Source organism: Cellvibrio sp., from assembly GCF_046347455.1.
Taxonomy (GTDB): domain Bacteria; phylum Pseudomonadota; class Gammaproteobacteria; order Pseudomonadales; family Cellvibrionaceae; genus Cellvibrio.
This window is the reverse complement of record NZ_JAXMGC010000001.1, coordinates 119238-141363: the sequence shown is the minus strand read 5'-3', so window position 1 is coordinate 141363 and position 22126 is coordinate 119238. Positions and strand designations below refer to the sequence as shown.

Sequence of the window (22126 nt, the reverse complement as noted above, 5' to 3'; positions counted from 1 at the left end):
GCTAGTTAAACAGTGTTTCGTTAATTAGATTTTGTAATTTTGAAATGCAAGGATGCATCGCAAAAGATCGGGGATCGTCGCCAAGGATATTCGCAACTGGCCATATTCCGTAAAGGCTATTGCACAGAAATACTGCATCTGAACTGAATAAATCATCGCGTTGTAAACGCTTTACCTTAAGTTTTAAACTCAATTGAGAAGCAGCAGATTCAATAATGAAACGTCGCATAACACCTGCAACGCCTGCCTCAGACAAATCGGGTGTATAAAGCTCATTATCTTTTATCAAGAAAAGGTTACTAAAGACGCCTTCAATCAAGTTGCCGCTCGTATCAAAAACAAGCCCTTCGGCGATTGAATCGTCTGCCCATTCGGCTCGAGCAAGAATTTGCTCTAAACGGTTTAAATGCTTGAGACCGGCTAAATGTGAATTCCTGCTTAAGCGATGCTCACAAAGTCTGACATTTATACCGGTGGAAAAATAATGCTCAGGATAATTCGCGGCCGGAAAAATACCTATCACTATTGTTGGTTTCGTATTTATCGGTGGACGATAGCCTCTGCCCCCTTCGCCTCGCGTGACAGTTATTTTAACTACGGCGTTTTCTGCACTTTGTTCGGAAAGTGAAACGACTAAGTTTTCGAGTTGACGCTCTAATAGATCTAGATCAACCGATATTGAAAGCTGCTGACAGCTTTTGATTAAGCGATCTTTATGTAAATTCCACAGTGGAATTTTGGCTTTGTGTAATTTACAGGTTTCAAATACACCGTCGCCGTAAGCGAATCCGCGATCAAGCGGCGATACTTGAGCATCTATAACGCCGTTCACCGCAATAATAGGAAGGCTTGTATGCATAAATAGCTCTTAGGTTTTTCCGACACAAAAACGCCGAACTAGGTTCGGCGTTTTTCGTTTCTATTCAGCGCAATCGCCTAGATCAGCCCTAACACTTTAGACTTTTCTAAAAATAATTGAGCCGTTCGTTCCACCAAAACCAAACGAGTTGGACAGAACCGCTTCAATTTTACGCTCTTGGGCCGTATGAGGGACAAGATTAATATCGCAACCGTCTTCAGGATTATCCAAGTTAATGGTTGGAGGAGCAACTTGATCACGAATTGCGAGAACACTGAAAATTGCTTCAACTGCGCCAGCAGCACCCAACAGGTGGCCAATCATAGATTTGGTTGAACTAACTGCAACATTGTTAACTGATGAACCCCAAACAGATTTAACAGCTTGGCACTCAGCTTTATCGCCCGCGGGTGTGGAGGTTCCGTGAGCATTTACGTAGTGAATATCGGCTACGTTAATTTGTGCATCACGAATTGCATTTAACATAGATGCGGCAGCGCCTGAGCCATTTTCCGGCGGAGAAGTCATATGATAAGCATCACCGCTCATACCAAAACCGACCAGTTCGGCGTAAATACGTGCACCGCGTGCTTTGGCGTGTTCATACTCCTCCAATACCAATACACCAGCGCCATCGCCTAATACAAAACCGTCGCGGTCTTTGTCCCAAGGACGACTAGCTGCTTGCGGATTATCGTTTCGGGTGGAAAGTGCGCGGGCCGCAGCGAAACCGCCCAAACCCAGTGGTGTTGTTGCCATTTCAGCACCGCCCACGACCATTACATCCGCGTCACCGTACTGAATCATACGAGCGCCAAAACCTATGCTATGAGTGCCCGTGGTACATGCGGTAGTAATTGCAATATTAGGACCGCGCAAGTTGTACATAATCGATAAGTTGCCCGAAATCATGTTGATGATTGCGCTTGGAACAAAGAAGGGTGATATACGACGCGGGCCTTTTTCGTTAAGCGTAATAGCGCCATCGGTAATGGTTCCTATACCGCCAATACCAGAGCCGATTGAAACACCAATACGCTCGGCGTTAGCTTCAGTAATTTCTAATCCAGAGTCACGAATAGCCTGAATGCCAGCGACCATTCCGTATTGGATAAATGCATCCATTTTCCGAGCTTCTTTACTCGGAAAATAATCATCAACCACAAGGTCTTTAACCGAAGCACTGAATTGAGTGGTAAATGCAGAGGCATCGAAACTGGAAATGGTAGCGACTCCACTCTTTCCATTCACAATGCCATGCCAGGTATCAGCAACTGTATTTCCCAGTGAACTGATCATGCCCAGACCAGTGACGACAACTCTTCTGCGTGACACGTTTGAAAACTCCTCAGTTTGACGCTCAGGTCAGGATAATCCCAATTCGGGGAAAAATTCTTGGTCGCTTTGGTATAAACACAAATTGCGACAAAAGAAAAAGCCGTACTATTTCGCAATAATACGGCTTTTCGAGAAGATAAGTAATCAGCTTAAAAATTACGCCAAGTTAGCGTTGATGTAATCGATGGCCAATTGAACAGTAGTAATCTTTTCTGCTTCTTCATCAGGAATTTCAGTTTCGAATTCTTCTTCGAGAGCCATTACCAACTCTACGGTATCCAAAGAATCTGCGCCCAGATCTTCTACGAAAGAAGCTTCGTTTTTCACTTCGTCTTCTTTAACGCCTAATTGCTCAGCAACGATCTTTTTTACGCGTTCTTCAATGCTACTCATGATGTTATGTAACTCCTAAATGTTTATGACAAAACCGTCAGTTAGTAGAGCCGACAGTCGCCGGAAGCTGATTGCCCGACATATGATTCGGCCAAAATCGACGCGCATTTTACATCTATTTAAATGACTTGTAACGCGTCGAACCAAAAAAACTTGCTAAAACCACTCTTTTTCTTTTAAAAACAGTCAGTTGCAAGAAAAATCAAGACATATACATGCCGCCATTTACGTGGATAGTTTCGCCGCTAATATAACCGCCTGCGTCGCTGGCTAAAAATACGACAACTGCTGCAATCTCTTCAGGCGAACCTAATCGGCCTAGCGGAATACGCGACAATAGTTGTTGCTTTTGCTCCTCCGGCAGAACTTTTGTCATGTCTGTATCGATAAAGCCGGGAGCAACTGTGTTTACAGTAATGTTGCGTGAGCCAACTTCTGCCGCCAAAGAACGAGCGAAACCCGAAACACCCGCTTTGGTCGCAGCATAGTTAGATTGGCCAGGGTTGCCCATAGAACCCACCACCGAACTGATATTGATAATGCGACCCCAACGCGCCTTCATCATGCCGCGTAGCACGCCTTTGCTCAAACGATAAATTGAACTCAAATTGGTATTGATTACATCAAACCACTCTTCATCACTCATGCGCATTAATAAATTGTCTTTGGTGATGCCTGCATTGTTAACCAGAATAGAGGGCGCACCAAATTCGTCAGTAACGCTTTTTAATAATTCAGCAACGGAATCTGCATCAGTAACATTTAATACTTTGCCTACGCCGCGAACGCCCTGCTCTGCGAATCGCGCCGTAATTTTTTCTGCGCCCGATTCGCTTGTTGCTGTACCAATTACGGTTGCACCAGCCTTACCAAGTTGTTCAGCGATTGCAGCGCCGATACCACGACTCGCACCTGTAACCAAAGCAACCTTATCATTCATGCTCATAGTTGATTTCTCTTATTAATAAATTATTAAAGTTGAGCCAAAACGCCATCAACTTCTTCTGGTTTTTCGATCGAAAGCGTAGTTAGTTCTGCATTAATGCGCTTATTTAAACCCGACAACACTTTGCCTGGACCACATTCAACAGTAGTCGTAATACCCTTTTGAACCATAGTATTTACACACTCAACCCAGCGAACTGCGCTGTAGATTTGCTCAATCATAAGCGCCTTAATTTTTGCTGGATCAGTTTCTGTTTGGGCGCTTACGTTATGCACTACTGGAATTTGCGGGGCTTTAAATTCTGTAGCATTAATTTGTTCTGCTAAGCGATCTGCTGCTGGTTTCATAAGTGATGTATGGAATGGAGCGCTAACTGGTAAAGGTAGCGCGCGCTTAGCACCCGCTTCTTTACATAATGCACCCGCGCGCTCAACTGCAGCTGCAGTGCCTGCAATCACAACCTGACCGGGAGAGTTAAAATTAACCGCAGAAACAACTTCGCCCTGCTCCGCTTTTTTACAAGCCTCAATAATTAACGCATCATCCAAACCAATAATGGCTGCCATGGCGCCTTGACCAGCAGGAACAGCTTCTTGCATAAACTTGCCGCGTTGCTGAACCAGTTTTACCGCATCTTTAAATTCAACTACACCAGCACAAACCAGTGCTGACCATTCACCCAAACTATGGCCAGAAACCAGAGCAGGCGTTGCACCATTTTTTTCTTGCCAAACACGCCACACAGCAACACTTGCGGTTAGCAGCAACGGCTGAGTACACTCAGTTAAATTAATATCTTCTTGCGCACCGTTTTGCACGAGATCCCATAAATCGTATCCCAATACTTCAGACGCTTCGGTAAATGTTTGGGTAACAATTGGATAGGTAGCTGCCAAATCTGCCAACATTCCAATTTTTTGTGAACCCTGACCGGGAAACACGAACGCAAGATTTTGTTGAGTCATAGATAGTTACTTATTGCTGAAAAGAAATTGTTTGATTAGATAACTCCCGCTGAATGCGAGCAGGAATATTTTGGATAACTTGTTCGCGCGCGACGATTAACGCCTGCATAAACGCTTTTTTATTGGCATTGCCGTGACTTTTTACTAACACTTTTTGCAAACCCAAAAAACTTGCGCCATTATACATGGATGGATCCAGCTCTGAACGCAGCTGCTTTAATAGTGGCCACACAATTGCGCCACCAACGCGGGTAAACCAATTACGTTTAAATGCTGCCTGAATTTTTTTTGCGATAAAACGTGCTGTACCTTCGCAGGTTTTCAATGCGATATTGCCATGAAAGCCATCACATACGATTACATCTACTTCGCCGGTAAAAATTTTGTTGGCTTCAACATAGCCTACATAATTTATTCGCGAGTCTTGCTGTAACAAATCCTGCGTCGATTTAATAACATCCGTCCCCTTGGTGGCTTCGGTGCCGATATTTAACAAACCAACACGTGGTTCAGCTGATACCGAAGCCGCTAATATTTTTCCCATCAAACTAAATTGATGGAGATGCTCGGGTGCGCAGTTGGTATTCGCTCCTAGATCTAACAAATAGGTTTGCCCTTGCTCTACAGGCATTGCCTTGCAAATGGCAGGGCGCTCAACGCCGGGAAATGTTTTTAATAAATATTTTCCCATTGCCAGCAATGCGCCGGTATTACCTGCACTTACACAGGCATCGGCAAGATCCTTATTCAGACTGTCAATTGCCAACCACATAGAGGAGTTTTTTTTGTGGCGTAAGGCGTGCAACGGATCTTCATCCATAGCGACAACATCTGTTGCATTTGAAATGCTAATTCTTTGGCGGGATAATTTTTTTAACGAAGAATATGTTATGAGTTGTTGCTCATTGCCAAACAGCACAATCTCAACATCGGGGAATTTGGCTGTGAACTTTTGCGCAGCCGAGATAGCAACGCGGGGACCTAAGTCCCCGCTCATAGCGTCTACCGCTATTCGAATTCTTTCAGACAAGATGAAATCGTCTTGTGCAGAACTTACTCGTTGCTAGCCTTGTCGATCACTTTAGTGCCGCGGTAGAAACCGTCAGCAGTAACGTGGTGACGACGGTGCTTTTCACCGCTGGTTGCATCTACTGACAAGGTTGGGCCAGTCAATGCATCATGAGAGCGACGCATATCGCGCTTAGAACGAGATTTTTTGTTTTGTTGTACAGCCATGGGATCTACTCCTATTTACTTACTCGCTGGAACCGAGGCGCCTCTGGGGATTTAGCACAATGCTTAATCCTTTTTCGGCGAGCTCTTAAGTTGCTCCAACACCTGAAATGGGTTTTTCGTTTTCTTTACTTCGACTGGTTTACCGCTAGAGAACAATTGACGATCAACGCATTGTTCTTCGTGGTAAGCAACCTTCGGTAAACTCAACAGCATTTCTTCTTCGATCATATCGTAGAGATCTGCTACACCTTCGCCGGTAATCCATGGATCGAGATAATCTGGCAGCTTTTCTGCCTCTTCTTCATCCCACACAATACCTAACGAGATATCACTTTCAACAGGTACACTTACGTTATCAAGGCATCGCTGACAAACTAACACAAGCTCAGCAGATGCATGTCCAGTAACGACCTTTTTCTTTTCCTCACTAATACCAAAAGCCAAACTAACCTGAACATCTCCAGTTGGCTCCTGAACCGAACTAACCAATCTCGGTAGCGCGGAAACCGGTACAAATCCGTCGATCGAGATGCCCTGTTGGGCAAATTTTCGAGGATCGCCCTGCTTTGGCAAAGGCTTTAATGAGGGGGTCTTAAACATAAGCGCGACATCATAGGGATCAACCCTACGTCTGTCAAAGAAAAACTCTCGAAATAGCGCTATTTAGTGGCTTGGGAGTAGAATTGACCCTCTATTTATGGTTTTTGAGCCTTGATCAAACCTTATGCAGCCAATTCTCCTTGCTTCCAGCTCTATTTATAGGCGTTCTCTTTTTGCACGATTGGGACTGAACTTTGATTTTGCCAGCCCGGATATTGATGAAAACCCGCTACCCAACGAAACTCCCGATGAGCTGGTTTCAAGGTTATCCGAGACTAAAGCTCGCGCCTTAGCTAATACCCATCCTTCCCATCTTATTATCGGCTCCGATCAAGTGGCGGTTCTGGAAGGACAAATACTTGGCAAACCTCACAATCACGAGCGCGCCTTTCAGCAGCTCAAAGCCGCCAGTGGAAAGGAGGTTAGTTTCAAAACCGGACTTTGTTTATTGAACGCAGCAACGGACGAGCAGCAGCTTTGTGTGGAGGAGTATCGCGTTCAATTCCGCGAACTGAGCGACGAACAAATCAATCATTACTTGAGCTACGAACAGCCTTTTGATTGTGCAGGAAGCTTCAAATGCGAAGGCTTGGGTATAGCCTTATTTGAAAAGCTGTCCGGAGATGACCCAAACACGCTTATCGGATTACCGCTTATTCGATTGGTCGACATGCTCAGGTTTTTCGGAATCAACCCATTGATTCAAGCTCAGCTAAACCGACTTAATTCGATGCCATTCTAATAGTTGATCGAATTGGTCAAGGCACAACTCAGGGTCATATGGGTGCAACCGATCAATATGATGCGCCCCATAGCTCACCGCAATTCTCGGCATATTGATGCAACGGGCCATCTCCATATCGTATTCAGTGTCACCAATCATCACCGCATCCTTAGGCGCAACATCGAAGTGCGCAAGAAGCTGTTCCAGCATGAGCGGATGCGGCTTTGACGCCGTTTCGTCTGCACAGCGAGTCGCATCAAAATAGGTCTCCATACTTAAATCACCCAAGATCCGATCCAAACCCTTGCGACTTTTGCCGGTAGCGATACTTAATAGATGCCCTTGAGAGCGCAGCGAAGCAAGCGTCTCAGGCACCAAAGGAAAGAAATCAGACGATTTTTCTTGATCAAGACGAATGAAATTTGCAGCGTAAAAATCGCGTAAACGAGCGCGCTCGGTATCGCTAATATGCGGATACAAGCGGAAAATCGCTTCAGGTAAACCCAAGCCGATAATATTGTGGATAAGATGATCTTCGAGCGGCTCCCAACCCATATTTTGCGCAGCAAGCTGCATGGATAGGGTAATTTTGGCTTTTGAATCAATTAGGGTGCCATCCCAGTCAAAAATAAACAGCAAAATCAGGGCTCCGGTAAGCTATTGGCTAGTGGTCTTTGGGTCCGACAGTTTTTCGATAACCGCGGCTAAATCAGCGGCTAGTGGAGCTTTTACTATCGTTTTTTCCTTTGCGTCAGGAAGGTAAAACCCGAGCTCCGCTGCATGTAGAAACAAACGCTTCAAACCGATCGATCGCATCTGCGCATTAAATTCATCGCTGCCATATTTTTCATCACCTACGAGGGCGTGCCCCATATATTGCGCGTGGACACGAATTTGATGCGTACGACCCGTTATCGGGCGAGCCTCAACCAACGAACATTTGTCGAATGAGTTCAGCAATTTAAACTCAGTCAAACTAGGCTTGCCATCTGCATGAACACGAACGATACGCTCGTCATCAGCAACTTCCGTTTTGAGCAAGGGCGCATCCACTCGACGACAGCTTTTGGGCCACTCTCCAATCACCAGCGCTTGATACACCTTGGTTATACCGCTCGTGTTCTTTTCGCGCAAAGCGGCCTGTAAATGCCGGAGCATGCTGCGCTTTTTGGCCACCATGATGCAGCCAGATGTATCACGATCAAGACGGTGGATAAGCTCCAAATAACGTGCATCGGGTCGCATTTGGCGCAAGGTTTCAATCAAACCCAAGCTCACCCCGCTTCCACCGTGGACTGCCAACCCAGGTGGCTTGTTAATGACCAGCAAACCTTCATTCTCAAACAGAATGGACGAATCGAGCAGCTTGGTCATGGTGTTACTGGCTTTAGCGACAGGCTCGCGCTCAGAAATTCGGATAGGAGGGATTCGAATCTCGTCACCCTTACAGATTTTGTAATCTGGCTTGGTGCGACCTTTATTAACCCTGACCTCTCCCTTGCGGATCACGTTATAGACTTTGGATTTGGGAACACCTTTTAGGCGAGCCATTAAAAAGTTATCCAGGCGCTGCCCGGCTTGCTCCTCATCGATAGAAACGAAAGCGACTTGCGTGGGGAGTCCTTGATCAGGTGTGGATTTTTGGGGAGGTTTTGATGTCTTCATGGCGCGCATAATACCTTAAGCAAGCGCGCTAAGCACTTGAGATTGCTGGAAATGCCGATAGCTGCTATAGTCAAGCGGCTGATCCAGGCTGGTTTCCGGGTCGCGCAGCTGCTTAAAGTTCGATGCTCAAAATGCATCCAACTCACCGAGCTAAGGCGCACCGCGAGGAAATACCGCTGACAGTAGAGTGATCCGGCATTGTCATGCCCTAGAGCAAAAGGCACGTTGGATTACGAGCGAAACCGACTTGGTGACCAAGCTATGAGTAGTTTAGGCACCTTAACAATCGCGCTGTTTAATCGAGTCGTTATTGTTAGTTTGAATGTTTTGTTGAACTCTGCTTTCTATTTGTTAATTCGTAATTGTTAAATGGATTCGAAGCGCGCACCTTGTGAGGCGCTCAATTAATCCGAGACATTTTGATTCTTTAAACGTGAGTCGTGCATCTAGCCACTATAAAGACGATAAAAAAGTCACTATAGCGCACCACTCCTAACCCGCTTACCCTTACGCAGAGCGCGCAAATTGCGCAGCTATGAAAGATAGGTCGAGTAGGTTCAGCTGTTTAAGCTGTGTCGCAAATGGATGAACGCCATTTGCTAACTGGCCAAAGCGCCAGCCAATACAACGCGATTACGCCAACAACAAGTAGATGTAAGGTAATTTACCTCCGCGAGTTAAATGGGGCTAAAGCAACCCAAGTTGCTTTAAAACGCAGGCGCTGAAGAGCGATTATCCTGCCCTCACCAACCGCTATTGCGAGCAAATTTGTAGCGCAATAGTCCATACGGTTGCACAAAGCATTTTCATTAACCTAACCCTTGGTTCTGCTGCGCATTACCACATGATTAGGTACAACATGAAAAGAATGCTCATCAACGCAACCCAACCTGAAGAGTTGCGCGTTGCTCTGGTCGATGGCCAATGGCTTTACGATCTGGATATTGAGAATCGCAATCGCGAACAAAAAAAATCAAACATCTACAAAGGTCGAATCACCCGCGTAGAACCCAGCCTTGAAGCTGCATTTGTCGACTACGGTGCGGAGCGTCACGGCTTCCTTCCCCTCAAAGAAATTTCCCGCGAATACTTCACCAAAAATCCTGGCGACTCTGAAGGCCGCATTAAAATCAAAGACGTGCTGAAAGAAGGCACCGAAGTGATTGTTCAAGTGGATAAAGAAGAGCGCGGGAATAAAGGCGCTGCGTTAACCACATTTATCAGTTTGGCCGGCCGCTACTTGGTGCTTATGCCCAACAACCCTCGCGCTGGTGGTATTTCTCGCCGCATTGAGGGTGAAGAGCGTGCGGACCTTAAAGATGCGCTTGGCGCAATTGAAGTTCCTTCTGGGATGGGCGTTATTATCCGCACCGCTGGTGTTGGTCGTAGTGCTGAAGAATTGCAGTGGGACTTAAACTATTTGTTACAACTCTGGGATTCGATTGACGCTGCAGCGAAAAAGGACCCTGCTCCTAACTTCCTGTTTCAAGAAAGTAACGTCATCATCCGAGCAATCCGCGATTACTTGCGTCAGGACATCGGCGAAATTTTTGTGGATAACAAAGAAGCATTCGACTTAGCTTCCGGCTTTATCCAACAAGTCATGCCAAACTACCGCAGCAAAGTGAAGCTCTACCAAGACGACATTCCGCTGTTTAACCGCTATCAAATCGAAAGCCAAATTGAGACCGCTTTCCAACGCGAAGTTAAGCTTCCGTCAGGCGGCTCTATTGTGATCGATGTTACCGAAGCTATGGTGGCGATCGACATCAACTCATCGCGCGCAACCAAAGGCGGCGATATTGAAGAAACAGCCCTTCAAACCAACCTGGAAGCGGCAGACGAAATCGCTCGTCAGTTGCGCTTACGTGATATGGGCGGTTTGGTTGTTATCGACTTTATCGATATGCAAGCTGTACGCAATCAACGCGAAGTTGAAAACCGTATGCGCGATGCACTGTTGATGGACCGCGCTCGCGTGCAAATTGGTCGAATTTCTCGCTTCGGCTTATTGGAAATGTCACGCCAACGTCTGCGTCCATCTTTGGGTGAAACCCACTCCAAAGTTTGCCCACGCTGCGAAGGCCAAGGCACTATTCGTGGCACTCGCTCTCTCGCACTTTCTATCCTTCGTTTGGTAGAAGATGAGGCGCAAAAAGAGCGCAGCGTTGAGATTCGCGCAATCTGCCCAATTTCGGTTGCCACTTATTTGCTAAACGAAAAACGCAAAACCATTTCCAGCATCGAAATGCGCAACAATACCCGCGTGGTGATTGTACCCAACGCAGATATGATGACGCCGCACTTTGAAGTACAACGCCTGCGTGATGATGATGAAGGCACATTGGAAACCAGCTATAAAATCGTGTCGCACATCGACGAATCCAAAGAAGATGAGCAGGAAATTAATGCCAAACCTTTGGTGGTCAACAAGCCTGCCGTGCAACCCACCGCACCAACTCAACCTGCTCCAGAGCAACCTGTTGTGAAGGAAAAAGGCTGGTTCTCCCGCTTGCTTAGCTCTATTTTTGGTGGCGAAAGCGAAGAAAAAGAAAAGAGCACAAAACGCGATAGTAACCGCGGTCATAGCCGTAGCCGCAATGGCCAAAGCCGTAACCGTCGCGACACACGCGGTCGCCGTGAACGCAAAGACAGCAATGAAATTAGCGATAATCTGGAACATCGCAATAACGTGAGCGCTCGTACTGAACGTGATCAAAGCGAAGCACGTGAACAGCGCCCACAACGCAATCAGCGTGATTCTCAGCGCGATGGACAACGTGATAACAACGAGGCCAACGGTGAACAGCGCGAAAACCGTAACAACCGTAATCGCCAAAACCGGGAGTCACGCGATCCGCGTCGCCAAGCGCAGGCTCCGGTGGAGGATATCGTTGAAAACAATTCAGTTGTTGCTGATGCGGACGTTGAGCAATTTGAAGGTGATGACGATCGTCCAGCCAAACGCCCTGCTGGCCGTCGCACACGCTCGCAACAGCGTCGCCGCTCACGTCGTGATGAGGTTGTAACTGCCGATCCATCAACCGAGCAACAAGCGGAAATTGAGTTCATCACACCAGAAACCGCTGAACTGAATAAACAAGTAAACATTGCAATTGATGCACAAGAAGCTGCTCAGGCCAGCCCAGTACTAGCAGCTCAAACGTCTGTCGCTGAAGCATCGAAAGCTGTAACACCGGTTGAATCAGCACCAGCAGCCAAAGAAGATTTCTCTTCGTTAGAATCTAACCTAGCTGCTGCTATTGCTGAAACCAAAGCCGTTAAATCTGATGCAACACCTGCCGAAGTCCTACGCCCCACAACTGACCTCGTCGTTGAATCATCAGTAGTGGCTGCCACTGCGGACGCTTTCGCTACACAACAAGTAGCTGCTTCAGCTTCAAAAGAAGAATCAACACCGAAGGTTGAAGCTTCAGCAGCACCTGTTTCAGCTGCAGTAGAAGTTGAAGGTGTTGTTGAGCGTGCGAGCAATGATCCTCGTCGTGCACCAAAACCAGTAGCCAACATCCAAATCGTGACTGAAGCTCCAGTGCGTCAACAAGCGCGTGCATTGGATACTAGTTTGCCACCAAGCGTAGAGCACAACCCGCGCCCTATTGCTCGCCCTGCAAATGATCCACGCCTTGCAAAGCAAGAGCGCTCAACGACAGAGAGCAATGAATAAATTTTAATTATTCGTTTTTGTACAAAAGCCGAGCAGTTTGCTCGGCTTTTGTTTTTCTGGATAAGTAATTAAAAAAATCTTTGTTTTATAGGGAATTTTTTATATAGATTCTATTGCTGATCTGAAAAACCTATGTATAATTTGCGCCTCAACGGAAGGGTGGCAGAGTGGTTTAATGCACCGGTCTTGAAAACCGGCGTGGGTTTATAGCCCACCCAGGGTTCAAATCCCTGCCCTTCCGCCATATTTAAAAGGCACCATTTATGGTGCCTTTTTTATTTGCACGGCTTAACTTACACTGCTGCTCTCATCCATCATCAGCATTGAGTTACGATGATTTTTTCTCTCGCGATCTATTCAGCGCCTTATTCTTCTCAAGCTAACAATAGCGCATACCGTTTTGCCTTAGCATTGCTGCAAAATGGCCACAAACTTTACCGTGTCTTTTTTTACCATGATGCAATTCATGCTGCATCTTCGCTTAGCACACCACAACAAGATGAGTTTCATTTCACAGAAGCGTGGCAATCGCTCGCCAACAAATATGATGTTGACTTAGTTGTGTGCATCGCTGCGGCACTGAAGCGTGGCCTTCTGAATGAACAAGAAGCTTCGCGTTACGACAAACCAGCAGCCAATCTGGCAGAGGGATTTGAGATTAGCGGGCTTGGTCAATTGGTAGATGCAGCTGTTGTATCCGATCGTCTTGTCACATTTGGAAGCTAGGGTGATAAGAACTATGCAAAAGAAAATTCTTTTTATTAGCCGCCACGCACCTTACGGTTCATCACTCGCCAAAGATGCATTAGATGCAGTGCTCGCTGCCTCGGCCTATGATCAAAAATTAAGCTTACTCTTTATGGACGATGGAGTTTTCCAGCTGCTCGCAAATCAAGAGCCCCAAGAGATTGCACAGAAAAGTTTCTCGGCAATTTTACCCGTACTACCGCTCTATGAAATTAATTCGATTTATGTACACTATGAATCGCTAATAAAACGACAAATAACAATAAATGAACTTGTTTTAGATAGTGTCCAGATTATTGATAGCGCCGCTATCAGCAGTTTACTGGCACAGCAAGATCAGCTGCTGAGCTTTTAATATGAGCACCTTACACACCATAAATAAATCGCCTTTTTCACACACAACCCTCGCCTCATGCTTGCAAGTATGCGGAAGCAAAGACGGTATATTGTTGCTGGAAGATGGCGTATTCGGAGCCCTAGGCTCTGCGCCTTGTGCAGAAGAGCTGACCGTGCTCATTAACGCAGGTATAAAAGTTTATGTGCTTGCGGGCGATGTAAATGCGCGTGGCTTACAACTCAAATTGCGCGGCGACGTGCAGCAAATTGATTACAACGGATTTGTCCAACTGAGTATTGAGCACAACTGCGTGCAAAGTTGGTATTAACATGCAATTGGTTGTGGATGGAAAAGCTATCGAATTAGATAAAGAGGGTTTCTTGGTCAATCTGCTCGATTGGAATGAAGCTGTGGCAAGATCTCTCGCACAAAATGAATCTATAAGCTTGAGCGATGCTCACTGGGAGATTATTTATTTGGTGAGAGATTTCTATAAAACTTTTCAAATCTCTCCATCTATGCGCGCGCTGGTAAAGCGAACCGAACAAACTCTTGGTTCAGAGAAAGGAAAAAGTGTTTATTTGCTTCAACTGTTTCCAGTTAGCCCTGCGAAGCTTGTGAGCAAAATTGCAGGGCTACCTAAACCGGCGAATTGCCTTTGAGGTGAAACAGCTAATTAAGCTGCTTCGATCGACTTGATGGTGCCTTTTGGCAAAACTGCATGTACAGCAACTTTTTGAAACTTGAGTTCGATGTTGTTGCCTGTTTCGATTACAACATAGTTCTCGTCTACTTTTACAACTTTCCCAAGCATGCCGCTTGTCATTACCACTTCATCACCTTTCGCCAGAGCACTCACTAAATCCTGATGCTCTTTTTGACGCTTGCGTTGTGGGCGAATAATAAAGAAATACATAAACGCAAACATACCAACCATCATGATTAACATGACGGGATCAAAGCCCGCAGGTTTAGCTTGGGCAGCAGTTTGTGCAACAGCGGAAGAAACAAAGAAACTCATGGAAAACCCCTAACAATTAAAAGCGCTAACTCTACCCGTTTTACCTAGGGCAAGCAATTAGCGCTCTCAGTTAGCGGCGTGAGAAGATATTAAGCGTAATCGCGGAAAAGTTTACGGAATACGCTAGGAGAAAGCCCTGTCCAACGTTTAAAAGCGTTGGTAAAGCTGGTGCGATCAGAAAAATCCAAAGCTTTGGAAACGAGATCAACGCTCATGTGATCGTCAATCAAATATTTGATTGAATAATGGAATCTTACGTCGTCACGCAATTGAGCAAAATTTGCGTTTTGTTGTTGTAAGCGTCTTTGCAGCGTGCGTTTTGACAATCCAATATCTTCGGCGATTTTATCAATAGATAAATCGGAGTGCCCCACCCTAGCGTGCAATGCGTTTACAACACGGGCAGATACGCCTTCGCAGTGAGGAATTCTTGCCAAGGACAAGTACTCTTCATAAGAACGTATATCTGATTGGCTGAATTCACCTTCAGATGAACTTATATCGTTACGGTAATTACGTTGTAGCTGAATCATTCAGGCCTCTCCTTACGCCACCAGGCATGGTGTTTAATAAACTTGGTTAAAAACTAAGTTACTGCATGTATCATCAAGGCACGCCTTTGCACTTGTTGAGATTATAGCCAATACAAACCGATCCCCACTAAAGGGGGTGTACAGAATGCCTAGCATTATTTAATTTTGTGACAAATATATCAAACCGGAATTATAAGAGACTTTTGATATATTCAATCACCTTATCACCGTGGGTCTTGGTATTCACCTTTTCAAGGATGTTCACCAACCGGCCACTTTGGTCAATGACGAAGCTGGTTCGAATAATTCCCATAAACTCTCGCCCCATAAACTTCTTCAACCCCCAAACACCGTAAAGCTCCGCGACCGCATGATCCTCGTCTGACAACAAATCAAAATCCAGATTGTATTTGGTGTCGAACTTCTGAAGCTTGGCCGGGCTATCGGGACTAATAGCCAAAACCCTTGTGTTAAGCCGTTTGAGCTCCTCGTGATAATCCCTCATCCCGCAAGCCTGAGCCGTGCAACCGGGGGTATCCGCTTTGGGGTAAAAGTATACAAGGACATTACTTTTACCCTTCAAATCCTTAAGCTGAATAACCTCGTTGGACTGATTCTTCAGCGAAAAATTCGGTGCTATGTTTCCGATCTTTGGGAATGCCATGAAATTCTAACCTCGTTGCGCCTTAATCTTCGTTACCTACCGCACCGAAGAGGGCATTTTTTTCTTCTTGGGTAACCGAATCCAGCTTGCGCAACCCTCTGAGGTCTGGATAGGAAACCAGATTGCGTCCGCTGTCTTTGGATCTATAAAGCCATGCATCCACCCGGCGGATGAATGATTCACAACTCTCAGTGTGTGCAGAGGTAAACTGATCCACACCTATACTAGCGGTAATTGAAATGGGCGCTTGACCATCTACCGAGAGCGGGCTCGTCTCAATTAATTCTCGCACCCGCTCCGCAACACTCAGTGCTTGCCGTAAATCTGTATTGGGAAGCAATACGACAAATTCCTCTCCACCGAACCTACAAGGAAAATCCAGTTTTCGTATGGCGACTTTTATGAGCCGAGCTATATGAATCAAGGCGTGATTACCCAGCTCGTGCCCCCATTTATCGTTAAATTTTTTGAAATGGTCTATATCAAGCAGAATCATCGAAAGCGGTTGAGTCCCACGACGGGTGCGCTCCATTTCCAAAGCTAGAGTTTCGTTAAAAAAACGAAAATTGTACAAACCGGTGAGAGCGTCCGTACGTACGAGCTCCGTGAGGGAGCTAACTTCTTTGCGCAACTCAACAATTTCATTTAGAAACTGGCAAGTATCGTTACTGCGCTTACATAATAAACTTTTTTTATCGCTCGTTGAGGCTGGTTCCGTCATACCCATAACTCATTTAAATAGGAGTTTGAAACACTCACTTTTAGGCTTGCAAGAGCACACCTTCAGGCAACTGCATGGTTATGCAGTGTAAACTGCCGCCACGTTCAATGAGCGACAAACAGGGAATTCCAAAGATCTCGTAACCAGGAAAAGCTTGTGAAATAACATCAAGCGCATCTTCATCGCTCAAAGCATCGTAAATAGGCACCAGAACGGCTTCGTTGACTATGAGAAAATTAGCATAACTCGCAGGTAAGCGTTGATCGCTGTCACCAAACTTAGCACCTGGCCAAGGCAATGGAAGTAAGCGATAAGCTTCATTATCCGCATTGGTCATAGCCTTAAGCTCATTTTCCATTTGTTTCAATGACGCATAATGCTCGTCTTGCTCATCATCGCAAGCTGTGTAAACAATGGTATTGTTTGGGCATAATCTTGCTAAAACGTCGACATGCCCATCAGTATCGTCACCGGCCAGGTAGCCAGATTGCAGCCAATTAATTTTTTTTACGCCGAGAGAATTTTTTAGCTGTTGTTCTATCTGCTCTTTGGAAAAATTCGGATTACGGTTTTTATTCAGTAAACATGACTGCGTTGTTAACAAGGTTCCATTGCCATCGGATTCGATAGATCCACCCTCGAGCACAAAATCAACGGCCTCATAATGAGCAGACGGAAACGCATTTTGCTCGAATAGAGATTGTGTAAGGCGGTTATCTAAATCGAAAACGTGCTTTTGCCCCCAGCCGTTGAAACTAAAATCGAGTAGCTTCATTCCCTCTTCAGTTTGAACGGTGATCGGGCCAAAATCGCGAGCCCAAGTGTCGTTGGATATTGCGGGATAAAAATAGACATACTCCAAGGGTATATCCATGGCGGAGAGCCTTTTACGAACGCCTTCAATTTCGGATTCCGGAATTGCAATAACGAGATCTGCAAAATCACAAATCACGGATACTAGCGCTTCGTAAAGCTGTTCTAGTTCGTCCAAGCGACCTTTCCAACCCGTACTCTTGTGAGGCCACGCGAGAAAAATTGCATCCTGTGGCTCCCATTCAGCGGGAAGACGTGGACTTGTCATAACTGGAAAACCTCAATAAACAGAAAAATTTCACCAATTATAACGGAGCCGCTATAACGGAGCTACGCACTATTCTACAGGCGTAAATTAAGGAGTTGAGCGAGTTTCCTGCGCAGGCATTGATATAATGTTTTCACCCGCGGGTTTTTGAAATTGGGTAGCTTTTTGAACCTCCGGCCCTGATTGAACTATCAATGCCAGACTCCGCGAAGACAACGAACCGCCTGTCTCCGCAGTGACCTGCATATGCAAATAGAACCGACCATTGCGCAAGGCTCTTAGCTTGACGGGGATTTTCACCAGCTTGCTATCATTGAGTTGGACGTTAAGCTGCCGTTTCCCATCTAATAACTCCAATCCCTCCGTTGTTGAAAGTGCAATATACAATTCACCCGTGCTATCGCCGGTTGCAAGCAAAAGCTCCGAGTCTATGATCTCGTTTGGGCTCACGCGAATAATCGAATCAGAAATTAATTTAACTGCAGCGCCGGATTTTGCATGCTTCTTATACGCGGGTTCGATTACGGAGGATTGAGCCGGCTTTTCTGTACAACCAGAAAGAAGCGGTAGCAGCAATACCAAGACAACCAAAAAACGGGAGCTGAATATATTCATAATTTTACCTACAGATTGGCTGTTGCACGAACGTCAAAACAAGTTGTATTGGAGTCAGTATTTTTTGCATCCCGATTGTTTGCATCATAAACCTCAAGTAGGTAATTACCTTGGGCGAGGTTGAGGTTTCCAGCGATTAAATCCGGTTGGGTATTTGCGAGATAAAACTGGGGGATTCCTTTGAAGTACAGAATAAACTCGGGCTTGGTAGCAACATCTACCCCGCCTGATTTATTGAGCCGAATATTGTAAACACCCGCTTGGGAAATACTTAATTTTAAATACTGAGCATTGCCGAGTTTATTGTTTTTACCAAATTCAGTAGAGCTGCAAACATTAACTGACGTATTATTTGGCGCAAGCTCTTTATATATAGGTAAGACATATACTGACCCACCGCTATTGGATTCGTTGCGCGCATACTCATCAGTGCCAAAAATCTCCTGCCCGTTAAGCAAACCCATAAATGAATTTTTTTGTGTAGAAAATAATTCACCCAGCCGCTGGGCGAACAAGTAGATGCTTGCAAAGGACTCCCCTTTTATATAGGCGTCACTGCTTAAAATTGTATGGATTGGCGTGTAATCATTAGCGATTTTATTATCGGCGCTGGCGTAGTAATTAAATAACACAGAACCTACAGAACGTTCATTAAAAGCGCCTTTATTTAGCAAGCTTTTTCGTTCAATATTAAAAAAGAAGCCTTGCTTTTGCGCCTCGCCAAAAGCATCCGCATAATTCACGTCATTGAGCATCATTCCCGAGAAAGAGTTGGCAAAACCTTCTGACATGGCTACGCGTATATCCAAAGAATCGCCGTCGGAATGCGAACCGCCGATACTATCTGAGCGATAAAGTTGGCGTTCTATGTAGTGTCCCCACTCGTGCAATAATACGTGTGCATCGTATTCATCTGTATCGTGATCTGTGTCACCTAATATGTAAATTGAAAATCCATCGTAAAAACTTGTGCCTATCTCGCCAAGTGTAAGATCGCCATCTGCCGCCGAGTTTTTCGTGCTCCAACGCAGCTCCAAAGGACGTAAAGCCTTGGTGTTACCGGCAGCTAAGAGACGATTTGCCGCGTCGTAAATATTGTCCAGCATTGCAAAAGGTGCGGCAGCACGCACCGCAGAATATGTTGTACCATCCCACCCCGAGCCAGCGTTTAAATTACGCTTTGAATTTTGAAAGCCTACAGAACCCAGATTTCCATCCAACACATACAAAGCATTATTCGATGTATTGTCAGTCACTTTAAAGTCCCACGCTGTGCCCCCCGTTTTTAGGAGCTGTGCTTTAACTCTGATTTTTACCACGGTATTTTGCGGTAATGTGAAGCTGTAACCACCGTCTTCTCCGGTAGAAGAAGCTGCTAGCGTTTTTCCAGTATCGTCGAGAGCTTCAATAGCGGCGCCGCGAACAGGACGCTGTTCAATCGCGGAGTAATTCAACCCCACGTGATTGGAATTGTGTGGAACGAAATCGTAAGTAATATTGCCGCTCAAATTAACAAAAATTTGGGATGAGCTTGAACTTATAGATGATGAACTAGTGGTTGAACTGGCGATAGAAGATACAGATAAAACGGATGACGAGCTCGAACCAAGAGATGAGACAGAGTTTTGTGAGACTGAATTAAATTGATTGTTATTTCCTCCTCCCCCACCGCCACACGCAGAAAGCGCAAACAAAAACACAAGTAGAACTGCATATGGCAACCCAAAAACAAATGACCGGACAATCGGCTGCATATTTAGCTCCCAATTAAACTGAAAAGCTCTCAATCGTAGTTTTACAGCCTTCAATGCGCCAGCTGCTCGATTAAGAATTTTTTTGCGCAAGGACGTGAATATAACGTCCGAGCATTTGATAAGGTTGCTTACGCGAAAACTCCAACTCAAGCGCGATGAGATTTTCGGGGTCTCGCTCGCGGTCGTTTTCGTTAAAAATATAATCGTGAAACACACGTATTCCGCTGGTTGCCAGAATCTTAACAGGCAGCTCATGTAACCAACCAAAAACCAGCTCCGGGTCTAAGGGATTGATAGGCGTAAGGCTGCCCTTTTTCCCGCCGAAATCTCTTTGTTGAATTTTCTTAAAATTTGTACGCAACAAGTTTTTGTAAATCAGCGAATGTAAATTATAGAAAGTGAGCGACAAGTACCCCTGAGGCTTCAATTGTTCAAGCAAGCAGCTTAGCAATTCAGCAGGCTTAGTCACCCACTCCATGACAGCATGGCAAACCACCAAATCAAATTTATCTGCCGGGTCGGGAAAGTAACTCGCAACATCCTGAATTGGGCAGTGAAGCAATTTTACATAAGAGTCTAGACCATTCTCAGTCACTTCCTGCGCTGCAAGCTTCAGCATTTCGGACGATATATCACAAATAACGACCGAGTGGCGTGCCCTGGCAAACTGCAAGGAAAATTGCCCCTGTCCGCCACCTGCATCCAACACACGAAGCCCGGTTTTCGAGCTTTCTGCGCCAAAAGGCAAAAACGGAAAACATTCGCGAAAATCACGTTCAAGCACCGACAAACGAATATTGCCCTTGAGCCCACCATAAATGTTTTTTTTAAATCGCTTGGCGAGATCATCAAAATTTCGATCCTGATTATTAGCTTGTTTCACTGCTTATCTCTTCGGCTTCTAATATTAGGTATATTTTTAATTGCACGTATCTTTATTTAATCGCATGAATTTTTATTTTAATTGCATGAATCTACGCTTATTCTTTTCGATTTTGCTGGCCACTGCGTCCGCTAAATTGATATCCAGCCGCCGGCTCAGCTCTGTCAAATACATGAGTATATCGGCAATTTCATCCCCGACTTTTTCACGCTTTTCGTTATCCATATTGACTGACTCGCTCGGTGTTAACCATTGAAACTCCGCTAACAACTCACCTGCTTCTACAGCTACAGCCACGGCCAGATTTTTAGGATTATGGTATTCTTGCCAGGATTTCACGGCCGCAATTGCGCGAAATTCACGATTGATCTCCGCAAGGTTTAACAGCTCCGCTTCCATTATCTTTCCCCACAGGAATTGGCATCCTCAGATGAACGCGAAAAATTGGTTGGTTTATATGATTCGCACCCTTGATGGCCAATTGTACACTGGCATTACAACCGATATCCAAAGACGGTGGCGGCAACATAAGAGTGGCAAGGGAGGTGCACGTTATTTTAGAACACAAACACCCGATTCATTGGTGTTTTTAGAGGAACACGCCAATCGCAGTGGAGCCAGCAAAAAGGAAGCGCTCATTAAGACGCTACCCAAGTCAAAAAAAGAGGAACTGGTTCTTGTTCATAGCGAATTTACTGCGCATCTACTAAGCATCTATGGATTCAATCATGAATAAACGCCACAGATGTACCCAGTGTTTGCGCCCTGTTAAAACCTGTGTTTGCAAACATATTCAAGTCGTTGAAAACCTTGTGCCTCTGATTATCTTGCAGCACCCACTGGAAGTATATGAAGCGAAAAACACGGGAAGACTTTTACATTTGTGCACAAAAAACAGCCAAATTATGGAGGGAGAGCAGTTTGGCGATAGATTAACTGAGTTGTCCGAATCGGGGAGCTTTCGCGAGATTTTACTTTACCCAAGCGAACCAGAGGATGCTTTATCAAGAAACTCTCTTTTGGACACTTCGGCCTACGCACTCGCTCATAAGCCAGATGATTCACGCCCGTTTCGACTCTGGATTTTGGACGCCACTTGGCGGAAAAGCCGGAAGATGCTCTTTCTAAATCCTTTTTTGGAAACCATGCCACGGTTGAGTTTGGACGACTGTCCCGCGTCACAATACACCATCCGCAAAGCACATAAAAAAAATCAACTTTCCAGCTTGGAGGCAAGTTGTTACGCTTTGCAAAATCTCGAGGCCAACAGGGTGGATTATTCTCCCGTGTTAAGTGCCTTTGCTGCATTTGTCGCAGAACAACACACATTCTTACCATCATCCCAATGACGGAAAAATT

Annotated in this window: 27 protein-coding genes and 1 tRNA gene; 9 read left to right on the top strand and 19 right to left on the bottom strand. The window is 45.5% G+C overall.

Annotation, left to right across the window (positions count from 1 at the left end):
• Nucleotide 1 precedes the first annotated feature (1 nt).
• The 8 genes from pabC to U1F02_RS00625 all read right to left on the bottom strand — a co-directional run bounded on the left by pabC (nucleotide 2) and on the right by U1F02_RS00625 (nucleotide 6337).
• The gene (gene pabC / locus U1F02_RS00660) at nucleotides 2–859 is read right to left on the bottom strand and encodes an aminodeoxychorismate lyase (RefSeq protein ID WP_409988421.1); all 858 of its coding nucleotides are present in this window, start codon (nucleotides 857–859) and stop codon (nucleotides 2–4) included.
• 96 nt (nucleotides 860–955) lie between these two features.
• A complete protein-coding gene (gene fabF / locus U1F02_RS00655) occupies nucleotides 956–2194 on the bottom strand; it encodes a beta-ketoacyl-ACP synthase II (RefSeq protein WP_409988420.1) in 1239 nt (412 codons plus the stop codon).
• A gap of 159 nt (nucleotides 2195–2353) precedes the next feature.
• Nucleotides 2354–2590 carry an acyl carrier protein gene (acpP, locus tag U1F02_RS00650; RefSeq protein WP_007640684.1) on the bottom strand — a complete coding sequence of 79 codons (237 nt, stop codon included), beginning with the start codon at nucleotides 2588–2590 and terminating at the stop codon, nucleotides 2354–2356.
• A 202-nt stretch (nucleotides 2591–2792) separates the two neighbouring features.
• Nucleotides 2793–3536 (bottom strand): 3-oxoacyl-ACP reductase FabG, encoded by a 744-nt coding sequence (gene fabG, locus U1F02_RS00645; RefSeq protein ID WP_409988419.1) that lies wholly within the window; start codon nucleotides 3534–3536, stop codon nucleotides 2793–2795.
• Between the two features lie 26 nt (nucleotides 3537–3562).
• Nucleotides 3563–4501, bottom strand: coding sequence for an ACP S-malonyltransferase (gene fabD / locus U1F02_RS00640; protein ID WP_409988418.1), 939 nt, complete (start codon nucleotides 4499–4501; stop codon nucleotides 3563–3565).
• A gap of 10 nt (nucleotides 4502–4511) precedes the next feature.
• The gene (plsX, locus tag U1F02_RS00635; protein WP_409988417.1) at nucleotides 4512–5531 is read right to left on the bottom strand and encodes a phosphate acyltransferase PlsX; all 1020 of its coding nucleotides are present in this window, start codon (nucleotides 5529–5531) and stop codon (nucleotides 4512–4514) included.
• Nucleotides 5532–5554: 23 nt separating this feature from the next.
• Nucleotides 5555–5737, bottom strand: a complete 183-nt coding sequence (gene rpmF / locus U1F02_RS00630; protein WP_409988416.1) for a 50S ribosomal protein L32 — start codon at nucleotides 5735–5737, stop codon at nucleotides 5555–5557.
• Between the two features lie 63 nt (nucleotides 5738–5800).
• On the bottom strand, nucleotides 5801–6337 hold the full coding sequence (locus U1F02_RS00625; protein ID WP_409988415.1) for a YceD family protein: 537 nt from the start codon (nucleotides 6335–6337) through the stop codon (nucleotides 5801–5803).
• Between the two features lie 124 nt (nucleotides 6338–6461).
• On the opposite strand from U1F02_RS00625, the gene U1F02_RS00620 reads away from it, so the two are divergent.
• Nucleotides 6462–7079, top strand: coding sequence for a Maf family protein (locus U1F02_RS00620; RefSeq protein ID WP_409988414.1), 618 nt, complete (start codon nucleotides 6462–6464; stop codon nucleotides 7077–7079).
• Here the strand turns inward: U1F02_RS00620 and U1F02_RS00615 are convergent.
• Together U1F02_RS00615 and rluC are read right to left on the bottom strand one after the other, a co-directional pair.
• A complete protein-coding gene (locus tag U1F02_RS00615) occupies nucleotides 7050–7700 on the bottom strand; it encodes an HAD-IA family hydrolase (protein WP_409988413.1) in 651 nt (216 codons plus the stop codon). The two genes, U1F02_RS00620 and U1F02_RS00615, sit on opposite strands and share 30 nt — an antisense overlap.
• Before the next feature lie 18 nt (nucleotides 7701–7718).
• Nucleotides 7719–8726: a 23S rRNA pseudouridine(955/2504/2580) synthase RluC gene (rluC, locus tag U1F02_RS00610; protein ID WP_409988412.1), complete on the bottom strand. Its 1008-nt coding sequence runs from the start codon at nucleotides 8724–8726 to the stop codon at nucleotides 7719–7721.
• Between the two features lie 859 nt (nucleotides 8727–9585).
• On the opposite strand from rluC, the gene rne reads away from it, so the two are divergent.
• The 6 genes from rne to U1F02_RS00580 all read left to right on the top strand — a co-directional run bounded on the left by rne (nucleotide 9586) and on the right by U1F02_RS00580 (nucleotide 14157).
• Nucleotides 9586–12411, top strand: coding sequence for a ribonuclease E (rne, locus tag U1F02_RS00605; RefSeq protein WP_409988411.1), 2826 nt, complete (start codon nucleotides 9586–9588; stop codon nucleotides 12409–12411).
• A gap of 153 nt (nucleotides 12412–12564) precedes the next feature.
• Nucleotides 12565–12655: transfer RNA gene (locus U1F02_RS00600), tRNA-Ser, on the top strand.
• Nucleotides 12656–12744: 89 nt separating this feature from the next.
• A complete protein-coding gene (gene tusD, locus U1F02_RS00595) occupies nucleotides 12745–13137 on the top strand; it encodes a sulfurtransferase complex subunit TusD (RefSeq protein WP_409988410.1) in 393 nt (130 codons plus the stop codon).
• Nucleotides 13138–13150: 13 nt separating this feature from the next.
• Nucleotides 13151–13513 (top strand): sulfurtransferase complex subunit TusC, encoded by a 363-nt coding sequence (gene tusC / locus U1F02_RS00590; protein WP_409988409.1) that lies wholly within the window; start codon nucleotides 13151–13153, stop codon nucleotides 13511–13513.
• Nucleotide 13514: 1 nt separating this feature from the next.
• Entirely contained in the window at nucleotides 13515–13823 is a 309-nt protein-coding gene (gene tusB, locus U1F02_RS00585; protein WP_409988408.1) for a sulfurtransferase complex subunit TusB, read from the top strand.
• Nucleotide 13824: 1 nt separating this feature from the next.
• Complete coding sequence (locus tag U1F02_RS00580) at nucleotides 13825–14157, top strand: TusE/DsrC/DsvC family sulfur relay protein (RefSeq protein WP_409988407.1); 333 nt, start codon at nucleotides 13825–13827, stop codon at nucleotides 14155–14157.
• A gap of 14 nt (nucleotides 14158–14171) precedes the next feature.
• Here U1F02_RS00580 and yajC read toward each other — a convergent pair whose 3' ends face one another.
• From yajC to U1F02_RS00535, 9 genes are all read right to left on the bottom strand, one after another.
• Complete coding sequence (yajC, locus tag U1F02_RS00575) at nucleotides 14172–14516, bottom strand: preprotein translocase subunit YajC (RefSeq protein ID WP_409988406.1); 345 nt, start codon at nucleotides 14514–14516, stop codon at nucleotides 14172–14174.
• 89 nt (nucleotides 14517–14605) lie between these two features.
• Nucleotides 14606–15049 (bottom strand): helix-turn-helix domain-containing protein, encoded by a 444-nt coding sequence (locus U1F02_RS00570; RefSeq protein ID WP_409988405.1) that lies wholly within the window; start codon nucleotides 15047–15049, stop codon nucleotides 14606–14608.
• A 190-nt stretch (nucleotides 15050–15239) separates the two neighbouring features.
• On the bottom strand, nucleotides 15240–15713 hold the full coding sequence (gene bcp / locus U1F02_RS00565; RefSeq protein WP_409988404.1) for a thioredoxin-dependent thiol peroxidase: 474 nt from the start codon (nucleotides 15711–15713) through the stop codon (nucleotides 15240–15242).
• Nucleotides 15714–15735: 22 nt separating this feature from the next.
• Complete coding sequence (locus U1F02_RS00560) at nucleotides 15736–16434, bottom strand: GGDEF domain-containing protein (RefSeq protein WP_409988403.1); 699 nt, start codon at nucleotides 16432–16434, stop codon at nucleotides 15736–15738.
• A gap of 40 nt (nucleotides 16435–16474) precedes the next feature.
• Nucleotides 16475–17515, bottom strand: a complete 1041-nt coding sequence (locus tag U1F02_RS00555) for an agmatine deiminase family protein (protein WP_409988402.1) — start codon at nucleotides 17513–17515, stop codon at nucleotides 16475–16477.
• 87 nt (nucleotides 17516–17602) lie between these two features.
• Entirely contained in the window at nucleotides 17603–18130 is a 528-nt protein-coding gene (locus U1F02_RS00550; protein ID WP_409988401.1) for a hypothetical protein, read from the bottom strand.
• A gap of 8 nt (nucleotides 18131–18138) precedes the next feature.
• Nucleotides 18139–19884, bottom strand: coding sequence for a hypothetical protein (locus U1F02_RS00545; RefSeq protein WP_409988400.1), 1746 nt, complete (start codon nucleotides 19882–19884; stop codon nucleotides 18139–18141).
• Nucleotides 19885–19954: 70 nt separating this feature from the next.
• Entirely contained in the window at nucleotides 19955–20767 is an 813-nt protein-coding gene (locus U1F02_RS00540) for a methyltransferase domain-containing protein (RefSeq protein ID WP_409988399.1), read from the bottom strand.
• 72 nt (nucleotides 20768–20839) lie between these two features.
• Nucleotides 20840–21166 (bottom strand): nucleotide pyrophosphohydrolase, encoded by a 327-nt coding sequence (locus tag U1F02_RS00535; RefSeq protein WP_409988398.1) that lies wholly within the window; start codon nucleotides 21164–21166, stop codon nucleotides 20840–20842.
• A gap of 31 nt (nucleotides 21167–21197) precedes the next feature.
• Here U1F02_RS00535 and U1F02_RS00530 point away from each other — a divergent pair, with 31 nt between their 5' ends.
• Nucleotides 21198–21503 (top strand): GIY-YIG nuclease family protein, encoded by a 306-nt coding sequence (locus tag U1F02_RS00530; RefSeq protein WP_409988397.1) that lies wholly within the window; start codon nucleotides 21198–21200, stop codon nucleotides 21501–21503.
• A complete protein-coding gene (locus U1F02_RS00525; RefSeq protein ID WP_409988396.1) occupies nucleotides 21496–22116 on the top strand; it encodes a tRNA-uridine aminocarboxypropyltransferase in 621 nt (206 codons plus the stop codon). Before U1F02_RS00530 ends, U1F02_RS00525 begins: the two co-directional genes overlap by 8 nt.
• Nucleotides 22117–22126: the final 10 nt, after the last annotated feature.

Excerpts from the sequence above, each read along its gene's own strand:
- pabC (WP_409988421.1), bottom strand. The coding sequence starts at position 859 with ATGCATACAAGCCTTCCTATTATTGCGGTGAACGGCGTTATAGATGCT.
- acpP (WP_007640684.1), bottom strand. The coding sequence starts at position 2,590 with ATGAGTAGCATTGAAGAACGCGTAAAAAAGATCGTTGCTGAGCAATTA.
- fabG (WP_409988419.1), bottom strand. The coding sequence starts at position 3,536 with ATGAGCATGAATGATAAGGTTGCTTTGGTTACAGGTGCGAGTCGTGGT.
- fabD (WP_409988418.1), bottom strand. The coding sequence starts at position 4,501 with ATGACTCAACAAAATCTTGCGTTCGTGTTTCCCGGTCAGGGTTCACAA.
- rpmF (WP_409988416.1), bottom strand. The coding sequence starts at position 5,737 with ATGGCTGTACAACAAAACAAAAAATCTCGTTCTAAGCGCGATATGCGT.
- U1F02_RS00625 (WP_409988415.1), bottom strand. The coding sequence starts at position 6,337 with ATGTTTAAGACCCCCTCATTAAAGCCTTTGCCAAAGCAGGGCGATCCT.
- U1F02_RS00620 (WP_409988414.1), top strand. The coding sequence starts at position 6,462 with ATGCAGCCAATTCTCCTTGCTTCCAGCTCTATTTATAGGCGTTCTCTT.
- rluC (WP_409988412.1), bottom strand. The coding sequence starts at position 8,726 with ATGAAGACATCAAAACCTCCCCAAAAATCCACACCTGATCAAGGACTC.
- rne (WP_409988411.1), top strand. The coding sequence starts at position 9,586 with ATGAAAAGAATGCTCATCAACGCAACCCAACCTGAAGAGTTGCGCGTT.
- tusD (WP_409988410.1), top strand. The coding sequence starts at position 12,745 with ATGATTTTTTCTCTCGCGATCTATTCAGCGCCTTATTCTTCTCAAGCT.
- tusC (WP_409988409.1), top strand. The coding sequence starts at position 13,151 with ATGCAAAAGAAAATTCTTTTTATTAGCCGCCACGCACCTTACGGTTCA.
- tusB (WP_409988408.1), top strand. The coding sequence starts at position 13,515 with ATGAGCACCTTACACACCATAAATAAATCGCCTTTTTCACACACAACC.
- U1F02_RS00580 (WP_409988407.1), top strand. The coding sequence starts at position 13,825 with ATGCAATTGGTTGTGGATGGAAAAGCTATCGAATTAGATAAAGAGGGT.
- yajC (WP_409988406.1), bottom strand. The coding sequence starts at position 14,516 with ATGAGTTTCTTTGTTTCTTCCGCTGTTGCACAAACTGCTGCCCAAGCT.
- U1F02_RS00570 (WP_409988405.1), bottom strand. The coding sequence starts at position 15,049 with ATGATTCAGCTACAACGTAATTACCGTAACGATATAAGTTCATCTGAA.
- bcp (WP_409988404.1), bottom strand. The coding sequence starts at position 15,713 with ATGGCATTCCCAAAGATCGGAAACATAGCACCGAATTTTTCGCTGAAG.
- U1F02_RS00560 (WP_409988403.1), bottom strand. The coding sequence starts at position 16,434 with ATGACGGAACCAGCCTCAACGAGCGATAAAAAAAGTTTATTATGTAAG.
- U1F02_RS00555 (WP_409988402.1), bottom strand. The coding sequence starts at position 17,515 with ATGACAAGTCCACGTCTTCCCGCTGAATGGGAGCCACAGGATGCAATT.
- U1F02_RS00550 (WP_409988401.1), bottom strand. The coding sequence starts at position 18,130 with ATGAATATATTCAGCTCCCGTTTTTTGGTTGTCTTGGTATTGCTGCTA.
- U1F02_RS00545 (WP_409988400.1), bottom strand. The coding sequence starts at position 19,884 with ATGCAGCCGATTGTCCGGTCATTTGTTTTTGGGTTGCCATATGCAGTT.
- U1F02_RS00535 (WP_409988398.1), bottom strand. The coding sequence starts at position 21,166 with ATGGAAGCGGAGCTGTTAAACCTTGCGGAGATCAATCGTGAATTTCGC.
- U1F02_RS00530 (WP_409988397.1), top strand. The coding sequence starts at position 21,198 with ATGAACGCGAAAAATTGGTTGGTTTATATGATTCGCACCCTTGATGGC.
- U1F02_RS00525 (WP_409988396.1), top strand. The coding sequence starts at position 21,496 with ATGAATAAACGCCACAGATGTACCCAGTGTTTGCGCCCTGTTAAAACC.